Below are 16,884 nucleotides of genomic sequence, written 5' to 3' on the forward strand. Positions count from 1 at the left end.
GTTCAACTGGTGGTTTATTATTAGCCCTCCAAAGGGCTATTGTTACTGCTCGCCCCAAAGGGCGGTATCGCAAGCACTTTTGCTGGCCCGCTATAAAGCGGTACTACTCGAATCTTCTCGTCTCGATTCTTCTGCTTGCTCTTTTATATACTTTTGAACTGCTTCATCTGTTATATTGCCAATCGTTTCAACATAATATCCTCTAGCCCAAAACGCTTTATCCCATTTACTTTGCAGCTCAGGATGCCTGTCATAAATCATTAATGTGCTTTTTCCTTTCAGATACCCCATAAAATCTGATACTCTGAGTTTTGGTGGAATTGCTACGCTTAAATGTACATGATCTATACATACCGCTCCTGCAATTATCTCTACATTTTTATACTGGCATAAAGTTGCTATTATCTCTCGGACATCTCTGCGTATTCTCCCATACAATACCTTCTTTCGGTATTTAGGAATAAACACAATGTGATACTGGCATTTCCAACGAGTATGTGATAAACTTTTATTGTCCATTTGGACCGCCTCCTTTGATTTTGAGTTTGGCTTGCGACACCATTCTCATTCTATCACAGGAGGCTTTATTTTGTTATCCTCACCACTTCCGACTACTCTATTCTCCCCAGCATAGCTGGGGGATTAGACTTTTCATTTAATACATCCTGAAACTGTACTGCTAATGGAGGTTGCTGACCGGTAAAAAGGAAATAAATTACCGCACCAAGCGAATATAAATCACTTTTTTCAGTTGCATTTTCACTATGTTGATGAACTTCAGGAGCTGAGTAGGCATTAGTCCCTAGTTTATATACTGTTGCTGAATTGATCATATCATTGATTTTACATATGCCAAAATCAATTAACTTGACCTGTTTATCGTCGGTAAGCATGATATTATTAGGATTAATATCTCTATGGATAATCCCATTGGAATGTGATATTTCAATGGCATCTAATAATTGTTTTATTATTGAAAATCGCTCTTTTGCAGAAAAATTTTCAATAGATGATTTTCCTAATTCTATTCCGTTTATATATTCTAAATAAATTACTCCAACCTTTTCCTTGGTTGTTGATATAACTAAATAATCATCTCCCAATATATTAACAATATTCGAACATTTATTCAGTTTATACAAAGCACGCATTTCCCTTGTGAATACAGCTTGATACAAAGGCTGTTCGATTCCATATATTATTTTCCTAACAATTAAATCCCCTGTGCTTTTATTTTTCAATACATCCACTACAGAATTTGTATCCGCTCGATTCTTTAATCTCTTATATGCTTCCCAATCTCTAAATGTACTCATCGTTACGCTCCTTAAAAGAAAAATTATGAACATATTATATCACTTTCACTTATAATATCATATATTATAAAAGCTGAACAAGTCAGATTAGTCTCTGCACCTGTTCAGCTCTTTGTTTACCTGTAAATCAATTCTTTTAACACAATCTCTTCTGCAGCATTCCGGATATTATTTACCGCTCTGACCCATTCCATCTGATCACGAGCTTTCGATTCTTCCGTAATGCCCTGCCGCTCCATCATCTGACGCACCAGAATATTCGTTCTCTCCTGTGCTTTATCATCCACAGCATTCAGATGTTCTGTTAATCTGTCTTCCAACATATACAGAGAATACATTGCCGGACGATGCTCTTTCAGATACGTTTTCCGAATCATTCCATATTTCCCATAATGCGGTTCTTCATCTGTACTGACAAGATTCGGATAGTAAATTCCGTCTGCTCCCAGTGTGTAGGTTCCACCCATTTTTTCAAATGTGCTTTTCATGCATTATTCCTCCTTGAAATCAGCGATGTTCTTAGATCATCGCAAAGTATTTCAGGGCAGCCTTGATAGCTTCTTCCTTCTCTTTCGGGCATTGTGGAACTCTTGCATTTTCTGATTTTGGAAGATTATAGTTTTCTCCCACTTCAATTCCACATTTGCGTTTTACCTGAGAAATATATAAACTTGAAACCTTCAAGCCAAATTCTTTCAGCACATAATCTTTGATTTCCTGATAGGTTGCTTTCAACTCGGCACTGGTGGCATCCAGCTCGTCCAGGTCTAAGTCGATCTCTATCGTGTCATCTGGTTTTTGTTGGGACAAAAGAACAACCGTCTCCCTGCAAGTCGTCATAGATTTGTGCAAACGCAAAGAAACGGCGGCTCTGAAATCAAAGCCGCCGTTTCAAATGGGCGTGTCAAATTGTCTGCTCTACGACGGCTTTTTTTCTTTTGCCGTCGTCCGGCAGAATGGCTTAGTTATTATTTCTGAACGGAGTCTGCTTCTTCTTGTGTGAGTTGACCATTTTTAACTGCATCAGAAATGGCTTTGTCTAATTCCTCAACTGTGGAATAATCCCCAATGTGTACTGTTTTTCCGTTATCTTTTGTTACATCAACACTATAAGAGGAAACTACATCTTCAGTAGGTGGAATCATGGAGTAGGTATCGCCGTCACCGTCGTCTTTGGAATACAATACTCCCTTTTTGATACTTTCCAGAGTTTCTTTATAGCTGTCCATCATAGCATCTACGCTTTCCTGCGTAAATTCGCGGAATACGCCTTGCCCATCATACCAACCATCTCCGGTTCCAGTCAAAGATTCCATCTCTTTTTTCTGTTCGTTCATCCACGCCTCGTATTCATCAGCTGTCCACCACTGCACATCCGGTGCCGCATTGTTCTTCTCATAATCTGCCTCGGCAACCCAATTTTTACCGTCAACGCTGATTTGTCCACCGTCTGTATCCTGATAGAGAATATCTGCGCCGGATGTGTTTCCCGTTTCAGATGTTGAAACCTTTGGTGTGTCCGAAGCCGATGCGCTTGCATAAGTAACCCCTGCAATGCTTAAACAGATTGCTCCGCACAAGCCTATTGCCAAAATTTTTTTGTTCTTCATAGATAAGACCTCGCTTTCTAAAAATTATAGCTGCCCTCTTGAGGACAGCTATAATATAACAAAGCAACTTGGATATAGTTTGCATGGATTATGGATTTTAGATGGAGTTGTCTACCGGCTGCTTACAAGGCAATTCAAACCAAAACAGTACACCATTGTTTATATTTGAAATGCCGTAATTTGCTCGGTGCATTTCCATGACTTTGCGAACAATATAAAGCCCTAATCCGGTTCCGCCTGTATTGCGGTTACGAGATGTATCTGCTCGATAGAAGGCTTCAAACAAATGTGGAATAGCATCGTCAGGCACACGGACACCTGTGTTTTCAATTTCACCGCGAATCGTACCATGCGTTTCGGACAAAGATATACGAATCAATTCACCACTTGGAGAATAGCGAATTGCGTTTACCAATATATTTTGAATTGCCCGTTCCATCTGTGCTTGTTCCACTTCACAATAAAGGCGGGTAGGAATATTTGCTTCAAGGTGCTGTTTCTTTTCTTCCAATAAATCTGCTACTGTGGCAATCTGTACCCGAAGTATTTCCGCAAAATCAACGGTTTTATATTCAGTTTTTTGAGTTCCCTCCGCTTTGGAAAGATACAGCAGTTCTTTTACCAACTTCTCCATCCTATCAACAACGGCAAGCGAACGCTCCATGTACTCTATGTGATTTTCATAGCCGCTGACTCCGTTCAGCATCCCCGCCAAATGTCCTTTCAAAATGGTTAGTGGTGTTTTCAGTTCATGGGATGCTGCCGAGAAAAAGTCTACCCGCTGTCTTTCTAACTCCTGTTCCTTTTCAATATCTGTTTTGAGCTGTTGGTTGGCAGCTTGAAGGTCGTTCAATGCAGTAGATAGCGAAGCAGATAATGAATTTAGATTTTGCGCCAAGCAACCTAATTCATCTTCTCGTCCTGTACTACATTGACCGGAAAAATCCAGTTCTGCCATTCGCTTTGAAATCTTGCTCAGTCGCACAATAGGTCGAGTGATGTACCGTGTATAGAGCCATGCACAAAGGAGAGAAAGCAGAAAGACCATTAGGATGACATACGGAAGTATAGACAACAATACCTTTGTTGCCTGCTGTACAACGAACAAATCCGTTTGAACTGCCAATGTATAAGCAGTACCGTTTTTCAATGTGAACGGGTAAAAATTTGTCGTAGTTTTCCCAGATGGTTGCATATCTATGAGCGATTCATCTTCATCGAATGTAACTGTGTAATCTGCCGAAGTAGTAGAGGTTTCCATTGATGCCTCGTCGGGATATATCATACGACCGTTACTATCCTCAATCCAAAAAGCGGCATTTGTTTCCTTTGAAAAATTAGATATATCATTTTCGCAATCAGATATATTGTCAAAGGCTGTCATTTGCTCAACAAGGTGCATAGCGGCTTTCTCCGTAGCCGCATTTATCAGATTGGAATATGTCGTAGGTAACAGCTTTGAGATGAAGAGATATGTTCCGCTACAAGCTGCACCCAGTAGAAGAAGTGTAATTATAAAAATCTTGACGGATAACCGTTGTTTAATGTGCTTGGTCAATTCTGTATCCCACCCCTCTGATTGTTTTTATATAGTCAGCATTTAACTTTTTGCGAATGTTCTTTATGTGACTGTCAACGATCCGATCCTCGACCTCCAAATCGTCCGCCCACAATCGGTCAAGTAGCATTTGCCGAGTAAAAACCTTTCCCTGATTTTCAAGCATAAGCCTAAGAAGCGCAAACTCTTTGCTGGTCAAAACAACCTCGTTTCCGTCTTGATACACATGAAATCCATCAACATCCATATTCAACTCTTTATAAGTAAGCAGGGATGGATTTTGATTTTCCGCAGTCCTACGGCGAAGAATAGCCGCAATCTTGCATAGCAGGATTTTGGGCGAAAAGGGCTTTGGAATGTAATCGTCAATCTGCTGTTCAAAACCCCGCAACTGGTTTTCTTCATCCGAAAGCGCAGTAAGCATAATAATAGGGATTTGTGACCGCTTGCGAATGACCTCACATACACCATAGCCGTCGATTTTAGGGAGCATGATGTCTAACAGCACAAGATCGATTGTATCATCAAACATTGCAATTCCATTCACGCCATCAGACGCAACGGCAACTTCATAGCCTGCATCAATTAGATGGTTTTTCAATATATCCTGAATGTCAATATCATCTTCGACAATTAAAATCTTCTGCATTGTTCCACCTCCAATTTATAGGATAACATAGTTTTTTGAATTTATGATGAAGCGTATAATTTCCTATATATGTAAGAAAGTTCTGTCCAACAGCAACTGTTTTTCTTCATTTGACAAATTATCCAAATACCTCGTCGCTTCTCAAGATTGCTGATACGTTCACAAATACATTTGCGTTTTACTCTAAGAAGTGCTACTCTCCATTTCCTGTTTCCCTATTTATTATAGTTTCTTATCTCAAGCAATACAATGTTGTCTTCGTTCATCGCCTTGTAAAATCAGTATAATCATACCGCTTATCAGGCATAATAAGGTTATTCCTTTACACAAACCGGAACGATACAATATTATTAAGGTGAACGATTATGCCAATTGATGATTTAACTGCTTTAGGGCAAAAAATGCGGGAAGCCCGAAAGAATAAAGAACTGACACAACAGGAACTTTCTGATCTGAGCCATGTTTCTGTAAAGCAAATCGCCAATATCGAAAAGGGAAAAATGAATCCTTCCTATTTGATTTTAAGAGCATTGGCAAAGGTCCTGCACATCTCTTTAGATACGCTTATAAATCCAGATGTTTCTCTGGAAGATGAAGGTGTCAATCAGATGAAAATGCTTTATTCCAGCTGTCCGCCAGAAATGCGTGACACCCTGTTGCATCACATCCAAGAAACGTTGAAAGAACTGACAGAGTTGTCCGAGAAATTTGAAACGAATTGAGCCAGTGAGTGAAATTTAACGATTCTCTCACTGGCTCTTTTCATTTTCGGAGAAAAGAGGCAAGCAATGCCTGTGTTAATACACACAGGCCCGCAGAGAAGAAAATCCCTTTGTGATTTTCCTCTCCGCTTGCTTGTTGAGGGCAGCGCCCCCAAGCCCCTTTGAACACAGAATTTCATTCTGTGGCTGCGCGGTCTCCGTTCCACTCCGGTCGGCACTAAGCGGACATCCCCCGGATGTCCAGTGCCTGCGAACGCTTTTGACCAGGACCAGCTTACCGCTGGCCGTGGTCTTTTTCTTTTTCAACATCCTGTTCTACCTCCATTTTCAGCACTCGATCTACATTCACTTTTGCAGTCAAAAACTCCCTCATTTCTTCACGGGAGCGCCGATACTCGGAATAAGTCTTTTTCTTTTCTTCCAGCAATTTTGCGTACTCTGTCTGTAACTCTTTGACCTTGGGCAGCTTCTTGACGCCCATCTCATCAAAGGCATTCTTAGCAGCCTGGTGGAGCAGAATTTCTTCCTCATGTTCCTCCCGGAATTTCTTAGAGTAGCCCGCCTTGCGGTATGCCACATAGACCTCACGGGTCTTGGCATAATTTACGATGTAAGTACGCAGAACAGCAATCTCTGCCATGCGCTTTTCAGCCGCTTTGATCTGCGCCGAAAGTTCATTGTGATGTGCCGTGGCAGCCGCAGCCTTTTTTTCCAAAACCGCATACTCCAGCAGATTGTTCTCTGACAGGTAATTCATGGTCTGCGCCATTTGTTTCAGATTAAAAACTTTAGCCCATCGAGCATAGCCAGCACCTTTTCCAGCCTGCAATTTTGCCTGAATGTCCACCAGCAGATTGATCTTCGGCGTCTCTGCCTGTGTGACTGTTTTCTTTCGCGGGGTATGTGCTTTCTTCCCGGAGAGAACTGCCCGCAAATCTTCCAATCCATATCCTTCGCCCAGACTGTCCATGCGGGCGGCTTTTTCCCAACCAAAGAGCTTCAGTCGATACGATTTTCCGCGCTTTGAAACTTCACAACCATACTCTTGCAACAGCTTCAGCAGTTCTTCAAAGTCAGCAGGACTTTGTGATAATGCGTTGTCAATCGCCACACGAAGCAGCTCTCGGTGAGAGGGCTTTGCCTGATCGCCCAGCCATTTGTTATAGCTCTTTCCATGAGGTTTCGGATTCTCTACAATGGACAGTCCATTCTCAATACAGATGGTGTCACTTAGCCGACGAACCGCCTTGGTGCTGCCCCAAAAGTTTCGGAACTTCCGGTCATATTCTAAGCTGACCGATGACCAGATAATGTGATTATGAATGTGCGACTTGTCTATGTGCGTGCATACCACAAAAGCATGATTGCCTTTGGTAAAACGCCTTGCAAATTCTACGCCCAGCCGTTTTGCTTCTTCCGGGGTAATCTCACCGGGGCGGAAGGACTGGCGCACATGATAGGCAATCACATCATCCGCGCCACGCACTCGTCCGGTAGCGACAATGTACTGCCGCTTTGCCAGAAGAAACTCTGCATCCGCAGTCCGGCTGTCACACGCATAGCTGGTAATGAGCTTGCCGTTATCTGTTTTCTGTGGATTTGCTACATAGTCGATGATGTCACTGATCGCCCGACTCTCTGTGCGGCCTTTACCGACATGAATCGGCATGATTCTTGTAGTTGCCATAAAAAGCCCTCCTCTCAAAATATTTTCTCTGAACTCTTTGTGCCTATCGTTGAAATAAACTCTCCTTATGGGTATAATATAAAGAAACTACCAATACCTCAAAGGAGGGATTTTATGATAGAACAGCTCATTGCTGAAGCAACCGAATGTGATTTCAAAGTTGCACTTGAAATAAAGAAACCCAAAAGCTGGTTAAAAAGTGTCAGTTCCTTTTCTAATGGAATCGGCGGAACTCTGTTTTTCGGAATCTCTGATGACCGGAAGCCTATCGGCTTGTCCGATGTTCAAAAGGATGCTGAGGCGATCAGCCGCTTAATTAAAGAACGAATCACACCATTACCTCAGTTTATCTTAAAACCATTACAGGAAGATGGTAAAAATCTATTAGCTCTGGAGGTTTCTCCCGGCCGCAGCACCCCATATTATTACAAGGCAGACGGCGTGATGGAAGCATATATCCGTGTTGGAAATGAAAGCGTAATTGCCCCGGATTACATTGTAAATGAATTGATCTTAAAGGGAACCAATCAATCCTTTGATACCCTAACAACAGATGCGGTAAAAAAGGATTACAGCTTTACACTTCTGGAAGCAACCTATCTGGAACGGACTGGTCTCCGCTTTGAGCCATCAGATTATGTCTCCTTCGGTTTGGCTGACAAAAATGGGGTCTTGACCAATGCCGGAAAGCTCATGACCGATCAGCACACGGTTTATAACTCCCGTATGTTCTGTACCCGGTGGAATGGCTTGGAAAAAGGCTCTATCTTTGATGATGCGCTGGACGATAAAGAATACGAGGGAAATTTGATTTATTTACTGAACAGCGGCAGTGAATTTATTCGCAATAATTCCAAAGTCCGTTTTGTCAAAAAGGCACAGTATCGGGTAGACAAGCCGGATTATGCTGAACGAGCTGTGACAGAGGCTCTTGTCAATGCGCTTATCCATCGTGATTATATTGTGCTTGGCAGCGAAATCCATATTGATATGTTTGATGATCGGGTGGAAATCACATCTCCGGGCGGTATGTTTGGCGGCGGCTCAATTCAGGAATACGATATTTACAGTATCCGTTCCATGCGACGAAACCCTGTGATTGCTGACCTGTTCCACCGCATGAAGTACATGGAACGCCGTGGAAGTGGCCTGCGCAAAATCGTCAGTGAGACCGAAAAGCTGCCTGGATACACAGCGGCATATAAGCCTGAATTTTCCTCAACAGCGACAGATTTCAGAGTCATCTTGAAAAATGTAAACTACATCATGTGCGGTGCTTCCGCACATGATACAGCACATGATGCCGCACATGATACATCTGTGATCAGCAAGCAAAACTTGCTATTGGAATTTTGTGCAGACCCTAAAAGTCGAGATGAAATGCAAACATATATTGATGTTTCCAGCCGTTCTCACTTCAGCAAATATTACCTCAAGCCTTTATTATCTTCTGGTAAACTTGAAATGATGTTTCCAGACAAACCCAAAAGCAAAAACCAGAAATACACTACCGTTCATTCCAAATAACCAAGAAGCAGGGAACTGGGTCTCATCTCCCATTGTCCTGCTTCTTTTCATTCCAGATTTATTCACATCATTTACCCATACATCCAATCCTGGATCGCAAATTTCAAATCCTGCACCTTACCCAACAGCCAGATCGCCGCAAGCGGCAATCCCATCGGGCTAATCAAAAAAGCTATACCCAGCAAAATCACACCATTCTGCGGGGAATAGGTAATAATCACAGCCACACCAAGCAGAGCAATTATCGTGCTGAGCAGACCAAGCACCAGACCGGATATGTAGATCAGCCCCGTACAAAGCCAGACAAAAATCGTCAACACCAAAATGGCCGGTGCAGTTACAATCATCAGCAGGCATTTCAAAATCTTCATTCCAGTTCCTCCCTCCAACGCTCCAGATACCGTTTGCACAAGGCATCTGCTTGCCTCTCATCATCTTCCGTCAACTCCCGTCTGCCTTTGGTCAGTTCAATCTCCACATAAGTCCGGTAATCATCGGCTAAGAGGTCGAACAGTTCCTTTGGAGTATGGCACACCTCGCCAAGATAGTCTCACGACTCATAGCATTTACCAAGGATACTTCCATACCGGAAAGTTGAATGTCGGCGGGCATCAAGTCTACTCCCTCCGGGTGATGCAGGATACCCTCGCCGGAATGAATCGGCTCATCCATCAGGATATGCCCCATAGCATCCGACAGTGTAAATGGCAGCTTGTCCGGTTGCGGATTTCCCAAGCTGATTGTCAGGCTTCCTTGTGGGTCCCCGTCGATCAGAAGCACTTTCTTTCCGACCTGTGCCAGACCTATTCCCAAGTTCGCACAGGTTGTTGTTTTGCCAACGCCGCCTTTCTGGTTTGCGATGGCGATGATTTGTGTGTTCAAATAAACCTCCTCCTTCTACAAAAAATATCCCTATTCCGAAAAATAGGGATGAAAAAAGCCGCTTACTCAAATAAATGAATAAACGGCTATGTAAGAAATATTCGATTGTAAGTAAAGTTTTATATCACTGCAAAATACCGAAGTGCATCTTTGATTGCTTCTACCTTTTCTGGTGTCGGATGCTTCCTCGGCTGTTTCAATTCTTCTACCGCATTAGGCGCATCATACATTGGCAAGCCTAAATCTCTCTTTACCTCTGCGATATATGCGGTATGTACTTTGAAACCGTATTTCGCTTCTATGTACTCCTTAATCATTTTGTAGGTCACTTTTTCTTTGGGCTTGTACGCTTCGGCTCTTTTAGCAATACTATCTACCGGAATCTTGCCCTCGCCCTCTCCAAACTCCACATCAATGTGGATATAACTGTCGGCTTTTTTGTGGGATAAAAGAACTACCGTCTCGACAGTTGTTTCAGTTTCCAAGGGAAGTTCTTTCACTTCCTCGCCATCAACAGGCACAGGGAAGTTGAACACAATCTTTCTTATCCAGCTTCCGTCTTTCCTTTTCTCCGGGAACATCTCAATTCGCTCGATAAAGGCTTTCATAAACTCTTTCTGTTCCGCTTCTGTTGCGGAATGGTAGACTTCATCAAATGCCAGTAAGAGCCGATAGATATTGTTACCGGAGATTTTCTCCTGCTGAATGCTGCGGATTTGACCTTGCAATTCGCCAATCTGAACTTCGATATCCTCTATTGTATCATACTGCTCATCATAGCGGCGCTGCAAGTCCAAAATCTTTCTGTCATAGTGGGCATCGTTGATGTCCAAGGTGTCCATCTGACGCCCCAAGCGGCTTTTCGTTCCAAAGGCTTGCTTCAACTGTCCTTGCAGGACGGCGATCTGCTTTTCCATATCCTCTGTATCAACAGCCGAGCCGATTTTCGCCTGAATCGCTTCTACAAACCGGGGATTGTTGACCATAGCGGATATAATCTTAGCCACAAACTTGTTGATCTCCGTCTGCTCGATATTCAGTCGGAAGCTGCACTCATGTCCGGTAGGTGTTACCGTGTTTTTGCAGTAGTAATAATACCTCGTTTTCTTGTCCTTGCTGTGAGCCCTGGCGATATTGCCGTACATACTCTTTCCGCAGCATGGGCATTTCAGAATGCCGGACAGGATGTGTGCATGATCTGGATTGTTGACCTTTTCCCGCTTAAAGGAATTGATCTTACGCTTTTCCTGTGCCAGATACCAATCTTCTTCCGAAATGATGGCTTCGTGCTGTCCCTCATAAATCGGGAACTCCGACTGCTCAACTACGTGCATCTCATTTCTTGTGCCTTGCTTCTTTTCCGTCCTGCGTCTGCCATAGGCGATCTTTCCCATGTAAACGGGATTGTCCAATACATCCTGCACGAAGTTCCTTGAAAATCCGGGAATGGTATTGTTCTGCCGCAGTTTCTTGATAAAGCCGTTGCGGTTCAGATATTTAGCAACCCCGGCAACGCCCTCGTTGGTGTGAATGTAGCGGTCATAAATGACACGGATTACTTCCACTTCATCCTCCGCAATGACCAAATCTCCGTTTTCCAGTTTGTAGCCATAAGGAGCGAAACCACCGTTCCACTTGCCCTCACGAGCCTTTTGCTCACGTCCTGCCATTGTCTGGGTGCGGATATTCTCTCGCTCTATTTCTGCCACCGCAGACAGCACGGAAATCATCAGCTTTCCGGCATCCTTTGAACTGTCGATGCCATCCTCCACGCAGATCAGATTGACACCGAAATCCTGCATGAGCTGCAAAGAGTTCAGAACATCCGCCGCATTTCTGCCGAATCGGGACAGCTTAAAGACCAGCACATAGGAAACGCCGTCCTTGCAGTCCTGGATGTCATTCAGCATCCGTTGGAAGTCCTGCCGCCCTTGGATATTCTTTCCGGAAAATCCCTCGTCAGAATACTCCCCGGCAATAACCATATCTTCGTATGCCGCATACTTCCTCAGCTTGTCACGCTGGGCATCCAAGCTGTACCCGTCAACCTGCATAGAGGTGGACACTCTTGTATAAATATAGCATTTAAGTTGTTTCTTTTTCAGAATCTCCACCTCCCTCATTCATTTCCTTTACCATAAGTCCCTCGTTGCGGATATAATACTCCAAAAGCCACAGCACATAATCCGGTGCATGGCGGTTGTCCAATTCCCACTCGGTCATAGTCCGGTAAGGGATATGGACGAGCTTGCAAAAATCTTTCCGGTTCAGTCCTGTGCTTTCCCGCAACTTGATAATTCTGTTCTTACAATCCATCTGTCTTTTCTCCATAAAAAACAAAAATACACGTTGCGTAATCATTATAGCATAGCCGCAGTGAATACGCAACGTGTAAATTGTAAATTTTTACGCAGCCTTATTCGTCAAAGGCTGTGCTTGATTACTTTCCTTGGAATGCTCCACTTTCTGAGGGGCATCCTGTTCCAATTTATCCAAAACCTGATGTCCATATTTCTGGAGCATCTGGCTCATAACATCCATACAGCGGACAAATGCCGCATTATATTTTGCATCCTCATAATATTTCTTCAATAGGCAGTTACCTCCATCAAATTTCCATGTCCTGTCCACGCTTACGGGCAGGTGCTTTGTGTTCCTGTGTTTCCTTTCCTCTGGCGAGGATGGAATTGATAAAAGCCCGAACCTTTTCGGATGCAATTTCCAGTGCATCCAGGAAAGGCTGGGCTTTTTGCTTCAACTCTTGATATTTTTTATTCGCTTCTTCACATCGCTGCTTCCAAATGGATGCAGACTTTTGAGCAGATTCCAGTTTCCCTTTCAATCGCTCATTCTCTGCATGAAAGAGAATGCCGTTGGTGGCATAGCGTTTCAACGTGTCGCATTCATCCGGTGTCAGCGTGATATTGTTTCCGAACGTGGCTTTCTTGCCCATCGCTTCAATATCCTGCACCGTAAGTGCAATGGCCTTTGCTGCCTTGGTTTCCTTTTGCAGAGCTTCCAGTTTCTTTTTCTGCTTTTCCGTAGCAGCTTTAGCATCCTCCAAACTCTGTTCTGCCTGTGCCACCTGTCCTGTCACAGCTTCCAAACGCTGCTGTTCCGCCTGCACCTTAAACTGTGTCACCGTCAGATGTTCCTCGGTGCTGCCACGCTCTCCACGCTCCACATCGGTATATCCGGCAGCACGCATGAAATTAAAAAAGTCATCCTGCAACACGCTGTAGGATGACCTTAAAATCTTTTTTCCTTTTTCATTGAGCTTGGGATTTCCGTCCTCGTCAAGCACCGGTTTGGAGTCCCATTTCTTACTTCGGCTGACTTGTGTGATCGTTTCCTTTACCGTTCCCCGGAGAGCTTCATCCTTACATCGCTTCGACCAAAGGATCTGCTTTTCCACTACCGGAATATAAACCACATGGAGGTGATAGTGGTACACATCCTCGCCAAGAGCTTCGGACATTGCCCGGTTGTGCTCATCGGCGTGCATCACAGCAGAGAGGATATACTGCTCACCGCCTACGATCTCCACGGCGGCTTTATAGGCATCAGCATAAAACTGTTTTGCAAATTCATAGCCGCCGTGGTTGTAGAAATAAGCGGAGTTCACATCAAAAACCAACTCGCCGTATTTGATGGCATCCGGTTTCAGACCTCTGGTGGAGATCACGCCATCCTGTTCCATTTGCTCAAACATTTTCACATAATCATCGGTGGGAGTCTTGAAGTGAACATTCAGCGGAGTGCGTTCCGGCACAATGTCTTGATTGCTGTAACTGTCCTTTTCTCGCTCATTGTGTTCCTGTATTTTTGCCACATCGTCCGGTGTCGGTAAGTCCTGATTCCGGGCTACGGTGCGGTCTATTCCATCATTTCTTGCCATAGATTTTTTGTCCTTTCCTTAAAATTTGCAGACAGCGGGGAGCTGCGGAGAGGCACTTTTTCAAAGTGTAATAACCCACTATAACACTTTCATCCATACTGGCTGCAAAGTGCCGTGGGCTCTCCGAGGGCTCTCCCGAGGGGGAGTGCGGTTGCTGCGGCAACCTCTGCTGACCAATGCGAAAATGTCTGCAACTTTTCCCATGGTCAGCCCGTCTGCATGAAGCTGTTCCGGTGAACTTCTCTTTGCAGACGGCGGCAGCGAAAAGCGTATCTTTCACTGCCATCCATAGACAGCACTGCGGTGTGCCTATGGGGACGGGAACTACGAGGGGATGTTGCCGGGGCATCACTTCTCCCGTCTTTGCTGCCATACGATGTCGTATCCCAGCACATCGGCAAGCTCCAATACTTCCTTGTATCGGATGCTTTCCCGCTGTAATTTTGCGGACAGGTTGGAAACGCTGTCGCTCCAACCGTACTCGTCCGAGAGCAGGTCAACTACTTCCTGCATAGTCATTCCGGCACGGATGATCTGTGCCTTGATTTCGTTGCGTACATTCATATTGTAAATTCCTCCATATTTTTGATTTACAATTCGGTGCAAAGGCTACTCCCCAAAGCGGAGCAGATGCACCGAACAGTGAAAAATCTGCTTTCTCCAAAATCGCTTTCATTTTGTGAGTGCGATACTCTGTCCATACAGGCATATATCCCACTTTGCTGTTCCGTGGGATTTTGTCTGAAACAGTGAAAACACCCATTGTTTCGTAAACTGGGTGCATGGTTTGGAGAAGCACGATTTGGTGAAATGGTTTCGTCCTGCGGTCAAGAACTTTGCTGTTTCCATTACCATTGATTTTCAATGCCCGAAAACAGGTCAGTTCTGACAGCTGATTATTCCTATAAAAAAGGAAAACAGGTAAAACGCTGTGTACATACATACAGAAAACGAAAGACAGGAATCAGTCCTGCCATTCCTCCGGTACGTACGTACATGGCGAAACGTCGTAAAACCCGTTTATATTAGGTCGTGCCACAGCTTCCACACCCATAAATCCCCATACCCGCCGTCCGGCTGAGTTGGTGATGTTGTTGCAATGCTCCAAATTAAATTTCTTTGCATTGGCAACCATGGCATCGCTGAAGCTGCGGGATTTCAGAGGGGCAAGGGAGTTTTCCTCACACCACAGGCGATAGATAGCGTAAAAGTCCTTGGAACTGATGGACGCATCCGCCTTGCGCCGGATATATCCCTCGGAATCCATGAAGTCAAAAATGTTGTTATTGTCACGCTTGACCGCTTCCCGGTTTTCACGGATGCGGTCGCTCTCCGTAAACTTAAAGTTGTTGGCAACAAGCCGCTGCAAGCCTTCAAATGCCCAGAGGAAAATCCCCTCGGCTTCGGCTTTCATCTTCTCTGCAAGATCGGGATCGTCGGCTCTGTCCACGGGCTTTTCCTTGGTAGTCAGCACAAGCTGTCTACGGTAAAAACCATCGCTACGGTCATACAGGGCTTGCAGATCGCCATTGCTGAATGCCATCAACCGGGCGAACATCCAGCCCTGATAGCTCTGTTTACCTTTGCGTTCCAAATCCATCTTGCCCTGTGCGGTTACAATGGATTTTACATAGTTGGTCTGGCGCAGAGCTTCCATCCGCATATCATCATCCACGCACAGCAGGATGTGTTCCAGATCGGCACGGGCGAAGCGGTTTTCGGAAATTTTACCGATACTGCCGTCTTTCATATTCGTGCCGAATATGGTGGACAGCACTGCACCGATTTGAGATTTGCCCTCGCCGCCGTTGCCCTTAATCACCATCATGCGCTGCCCCTTGTTGGAGGGAATCAGGCAGTAGCCGATAAACTCCTGCAAGGTGGGAATATCTTCTTCATAGAGCAAACCGTCCAAAAAGTTCAGCCACAGAGCAGGTGCAGCAGCGTTTGGATTGTAGGAAACAGGCAAGCGGCTCTGTACGATTTCCTTTTTCCCCTCGATAAATCTTCCATCCAGCATGAGCGTTCCGTTGGCAACATGGATGCGGTCAGGCTGGGGAGGAAGATCCTCAACCATGGCTTCCAGTTTCAGCAATTCCATGATGTTTTTGATCTTCTGCGGTACGCTGCTGATGGTGTAGCTTTTCAGCTTTTCGTAGACCTCGCCCCGCAGGACAATATCATCCGTTACCCGTCCATTGGGCGTAAAGAAAGCCCTGTTTGCAAAGATGATTCTGCTCTCTTGCAGAAATTCTTCACAAAACAGAGCTTCATTGATATTCTGCCCATCAAACCAGACAGGCAAATTCATATCAGGCGTTTTCCGGTTCTTCGCCATGGTGTGCCACCTCCTTTTTCTTTCGTGCAGTGTACTCTTTCAGAAAGTCGATATACCCGTCCTTCATCAGTTTGTCCACAACAGCTACACGCTGTTCCAATTCGCCCACGGTCAGCACATCTGCCATATATTCGATATGGCAGTGCATCTGGCAGGCTTCCACAAAACGGTCATCATAAGGCTCGTCCGGTGTCTTTGGTGCATAGCGCACTTTCCAATCCTCCAACAGATGCAGATAATCCGTCAGCACCCGGAAACACAGCATTTCATCCTCCCGGAACTGACGGATATAGGGACGCTTTGGCTTGACCATAGCTGCGGCAGTGGGCGGTTTCGGGTCAAGCCCAAAGTCCGCAGCCAGCTTTTGCACTGCTTCATGGTTACTCAGATTGAACAGCTTTGCCACAAGGTCGATCACGTCTCCCTTGGCTCCGCAACCGAAGCAGAAGAAATAATCTTCATTCAGCTTCAAGCTCGGATGCCGGTCATTGTGGAATGGGCAGCAAGTCATACCGCTGCGGTTGACTTTCAGCCCATAGTGCTCGGCAGCTTGCTTCACGCTGATCGCCGCCTTGATGTTTTCATAGATTGTCATAGAAAAACCTCCGTTCATAATAGTCTGGAAAGCACGAAGCACCCGCCGTGATTGGCAGGTGCTTCGCCCTTTCTACTATGGTTATGACGGATTTGAAAAAAA

17 protein-coding genes and 2 pseudogenes are annotated in these 16,884 nt (G+C 44.7%); 2 read left to right on the plus strand and 17 right to left on the minus strand.

The genetic code is table 11. The features are described 5' to 3' along the window. Positions 1-90: 90 nt before the first annotated feature. The 7 genes and pseudogenes from tnpA to DW769_RS11825 form a co-directional block, all read right to left on the minus strand. Entirely contained in the window at positions 91-519 is a 429-nt protein-coding gene (tnpA, locus tag DW769_RS11795) for an IS200/IS605 family transposase (protein ID WP_055226077.1), read from the minus strand. Between the two features lie 92 nt (positions 520-611). Next, positions 612-1,316 (minus strand): protein kinase domain-containing protein, encoded by a 705-nt coding sequence (locus DW769_RS11800; protein WP_118750414.1) that lies wholly within the window; start codon positions 1,314-1,316, stop codon positions 612-614. Between the two features lie 116 nt (positions 1,317-1,432). After that, positions 1,433-1,804, minus strand: coding sequence for a TnpV protein (locus DW769_RS11805; protein WP_117801909.1), 372 nt, complete (start codon positions 1,802-1,804; stop codon positions 1,433-1,435). Positions 1,805-1,835: 31 nt separating this feature from the next. Next, a pseudogene (locus DW769_RS11810) lies at positions 1,836-2,141 on the minus strand (23S rRNA (uracil(1939)-C(5))-methyltransferase RlmD); the annotation flags it as partial. A 143-nt stretch (positions 2,142-2,284) separates the two neighbouring features. After that, positions 2,285-2,926, minus strand: coding sequence for a hypothetical protein (locus DW769_RS11815; RefSeq protein WP_117801908.1), 642 nt, complete (start codon positions 2,924-2,926; stop codon positions 2,285-2,287). 97 nt (positions 2,927-3,023) lie between these two features. Next, positions 3,024-4,328: a sensor histidine kinase gene (locus DW769_RS11820; protein ID WP_117801907.1), complete on the minus strand. Its 1,305-nt coding sequence runs from the start codon at positions 4,326-4,328 to the stop codon at positions 3,024-3,026. Between the two features lie 139 nt (positions 4,329-4,467). After that, complete coding sequence (locus DW769_RS11825) at positions 4,468-5,133, minus strand: response regulator transcription factor (protein WP_117801906.1); 666 nt, start codon at positions 5,131-5,133, stop codon at positions 4,468-4,470. 365 nt (positions 5,134-5,498) lie between these two features. On the opposite strand from DW769_RS11825, the gene DW769_RS11830 reads away from it, so the two are divergent. Further along, positions 5,499-5,855, plus strand: coding sequence for a helix-turn-helix domain-containing protein (locus tag DW769_RS11830; protein WP_117801905.1), 357 nt, complete (start codon positions 5,499-5,501; stop codon positions 5,853-5,855). Between the two features lie 274 nt (positions 5,856-6,129). Here the strand turns inward: DW769_RS11830 and DW769_RS11840 are convergent, their stop codons facing one another. Continuing rightward, positions 6,130-7,542 carry a relaxase/mobilization nuclease domain-containing protein gene (locus tag DW769_RS11840; RefSeq protein WP_118750415.1) on the minus strand — a complete coding sequence of 471 codons (1,413 nt, stop codon included), beginning with the start codon at positions 7,540-7,542 and terminating at the stop codon, positions 6,130-6,132. A gap of 114 nt (positions 7,543-7,656) precedes the next feature. Here DW769_RS11840 and DW769_RS11845 point away from each other — a divergent pair, with 114 nt between their 5' ends. After that, positions 7,657-9,069, plus strand: coding sequence for an ATP-binding protein (locus DW769_RS11845; RefSeq protein ID WP_118750416.1), 1,413 nt, complete (start codon positions 7,657-7,659; stop codon positions 9,067-9,069). Positions 9,070-9,140: 71 nt separating this feature from the next. Here DW769_RS11845 and DW769_RS11850 read toward each other — a convergent pair whose 3' ends face one another. The 9 genes and pseudogenes from DW769_RS11850 to DW769_RS11895 form a co-directional block, all read right to left on the minus strand. Further along, positions 9,141-9,440, minus strand: a complete 300-nt coding sequence (locus DW769_RS11850; protein ID WP_117802621.1) for a CD1845 family protein — start codon at positions 9,438-9,440, stop codon at positions 9,141-9,143. Positions 9,441-9,609: 169 nt separating this feature from the next. Beyond that, positions 9,610-9,951: pseudogene (locus DW769_RS11855) on the minus strand (ParA family protein); the annotation flags it as partial. Positions 9,952-10,070: 119 nt separating this feature from the next. After that, the gene (locus DW769_RS11860; protein WP_118750433.1) at positions 10,071-12,056 is read right to left on the minus strand and encodes a recombinase family protein; all 1,986 of its coding nucleotides are present in this window, start codon (positions 12,054-12,056) and stop codon (positions 10,071-10,073) included. Beyond that, positions 12,037-12,267, minus strand: coding sequence for a helix-turn-helix domain-containing protein (locus DW769_RS11865; protein ID WP_055303625.1), 231 nt, complete (start codon positions 12,265-12,267; stop codon positions 12,037-12,039). Before DW769_RS11865 ends, DW769_RS11860 begins: the two co-directional genes overlap by 20 nt. Positions 12,268-12,357: 90 nt before the next feature. Further along, on the minus strand, positions 12,358-12,543 hold the full coding sequence (locus DW769_RS11870) for a hypothetical protein (RefSeq protein WP_117802622.1): 186 nt from the start codon (positions 12,541-12,543) through the stop codon (positions 12,358-12,360). A 16-nt stretch (positions 12,544-12,559) separates the two neighbouring features. Continuing rightward, on the minus strand, positions 12,560-13,849 hold the full coding sequence (locus DW769_RS11875; RefSeq protein ID WP_055303623.1) for a plasmid recombination protein: 1,290 nt from the start codon (positions 13,847-13,849) through the stop codon (positions 12,560-12,562). 348 nt (positions 13,850-14,197) lie between these two features. After that, complete coding sequence (locus DW769_RS11885; protein ID WP_031473406.1) at positions 14,198-14,413, minus strand: hypothetical protein; 216 nt, start codon at positions 14,411-14,413, stop codon at positions 14,198-14,200. 400 nt (positions 14,414-14,813) lie between these two features. Continuing rightward, positions 14,814-16,187 carry a DNA primase family protein gene (locus tag DW769_RS11890; protein ID WP_070100996.1) on the minus strand — a complete coding sequence of 458 codons (1,374 nt, stop codon included), beginning with the start codon at positions 16,185-16,187 and terminating at the stop codon, positions 14,814-14,816. Next, positions 16,162-16,782 carry a CHC2 zinc finger domain-containing protein gene (locus DW769_RS11895; protein ID WP_117767770.1) on the minus strand — a complete coding sequence of 207 codons (621 nt, stop codon included), beginning with the start codon at positions 16,780-16,782 and terminating at the stop codon, positions 16,162-16,164. Before DW769_RS11895 ends, DW769_RS11890 begins: the two co-directional genes overlap by 26 nt. Positions 16,783-16,884: the final 102 nt, after the last annotated feature.

The organism is Blautia sp. AM29-29 (assembly GCF_003480555.1).
Lineage (GTDB): Bacteria > Bacillota > Clostridia > Lachnospirales > Lachnospiraceae > Fusicatenibacter > Fusicatenibacter saccharivorans.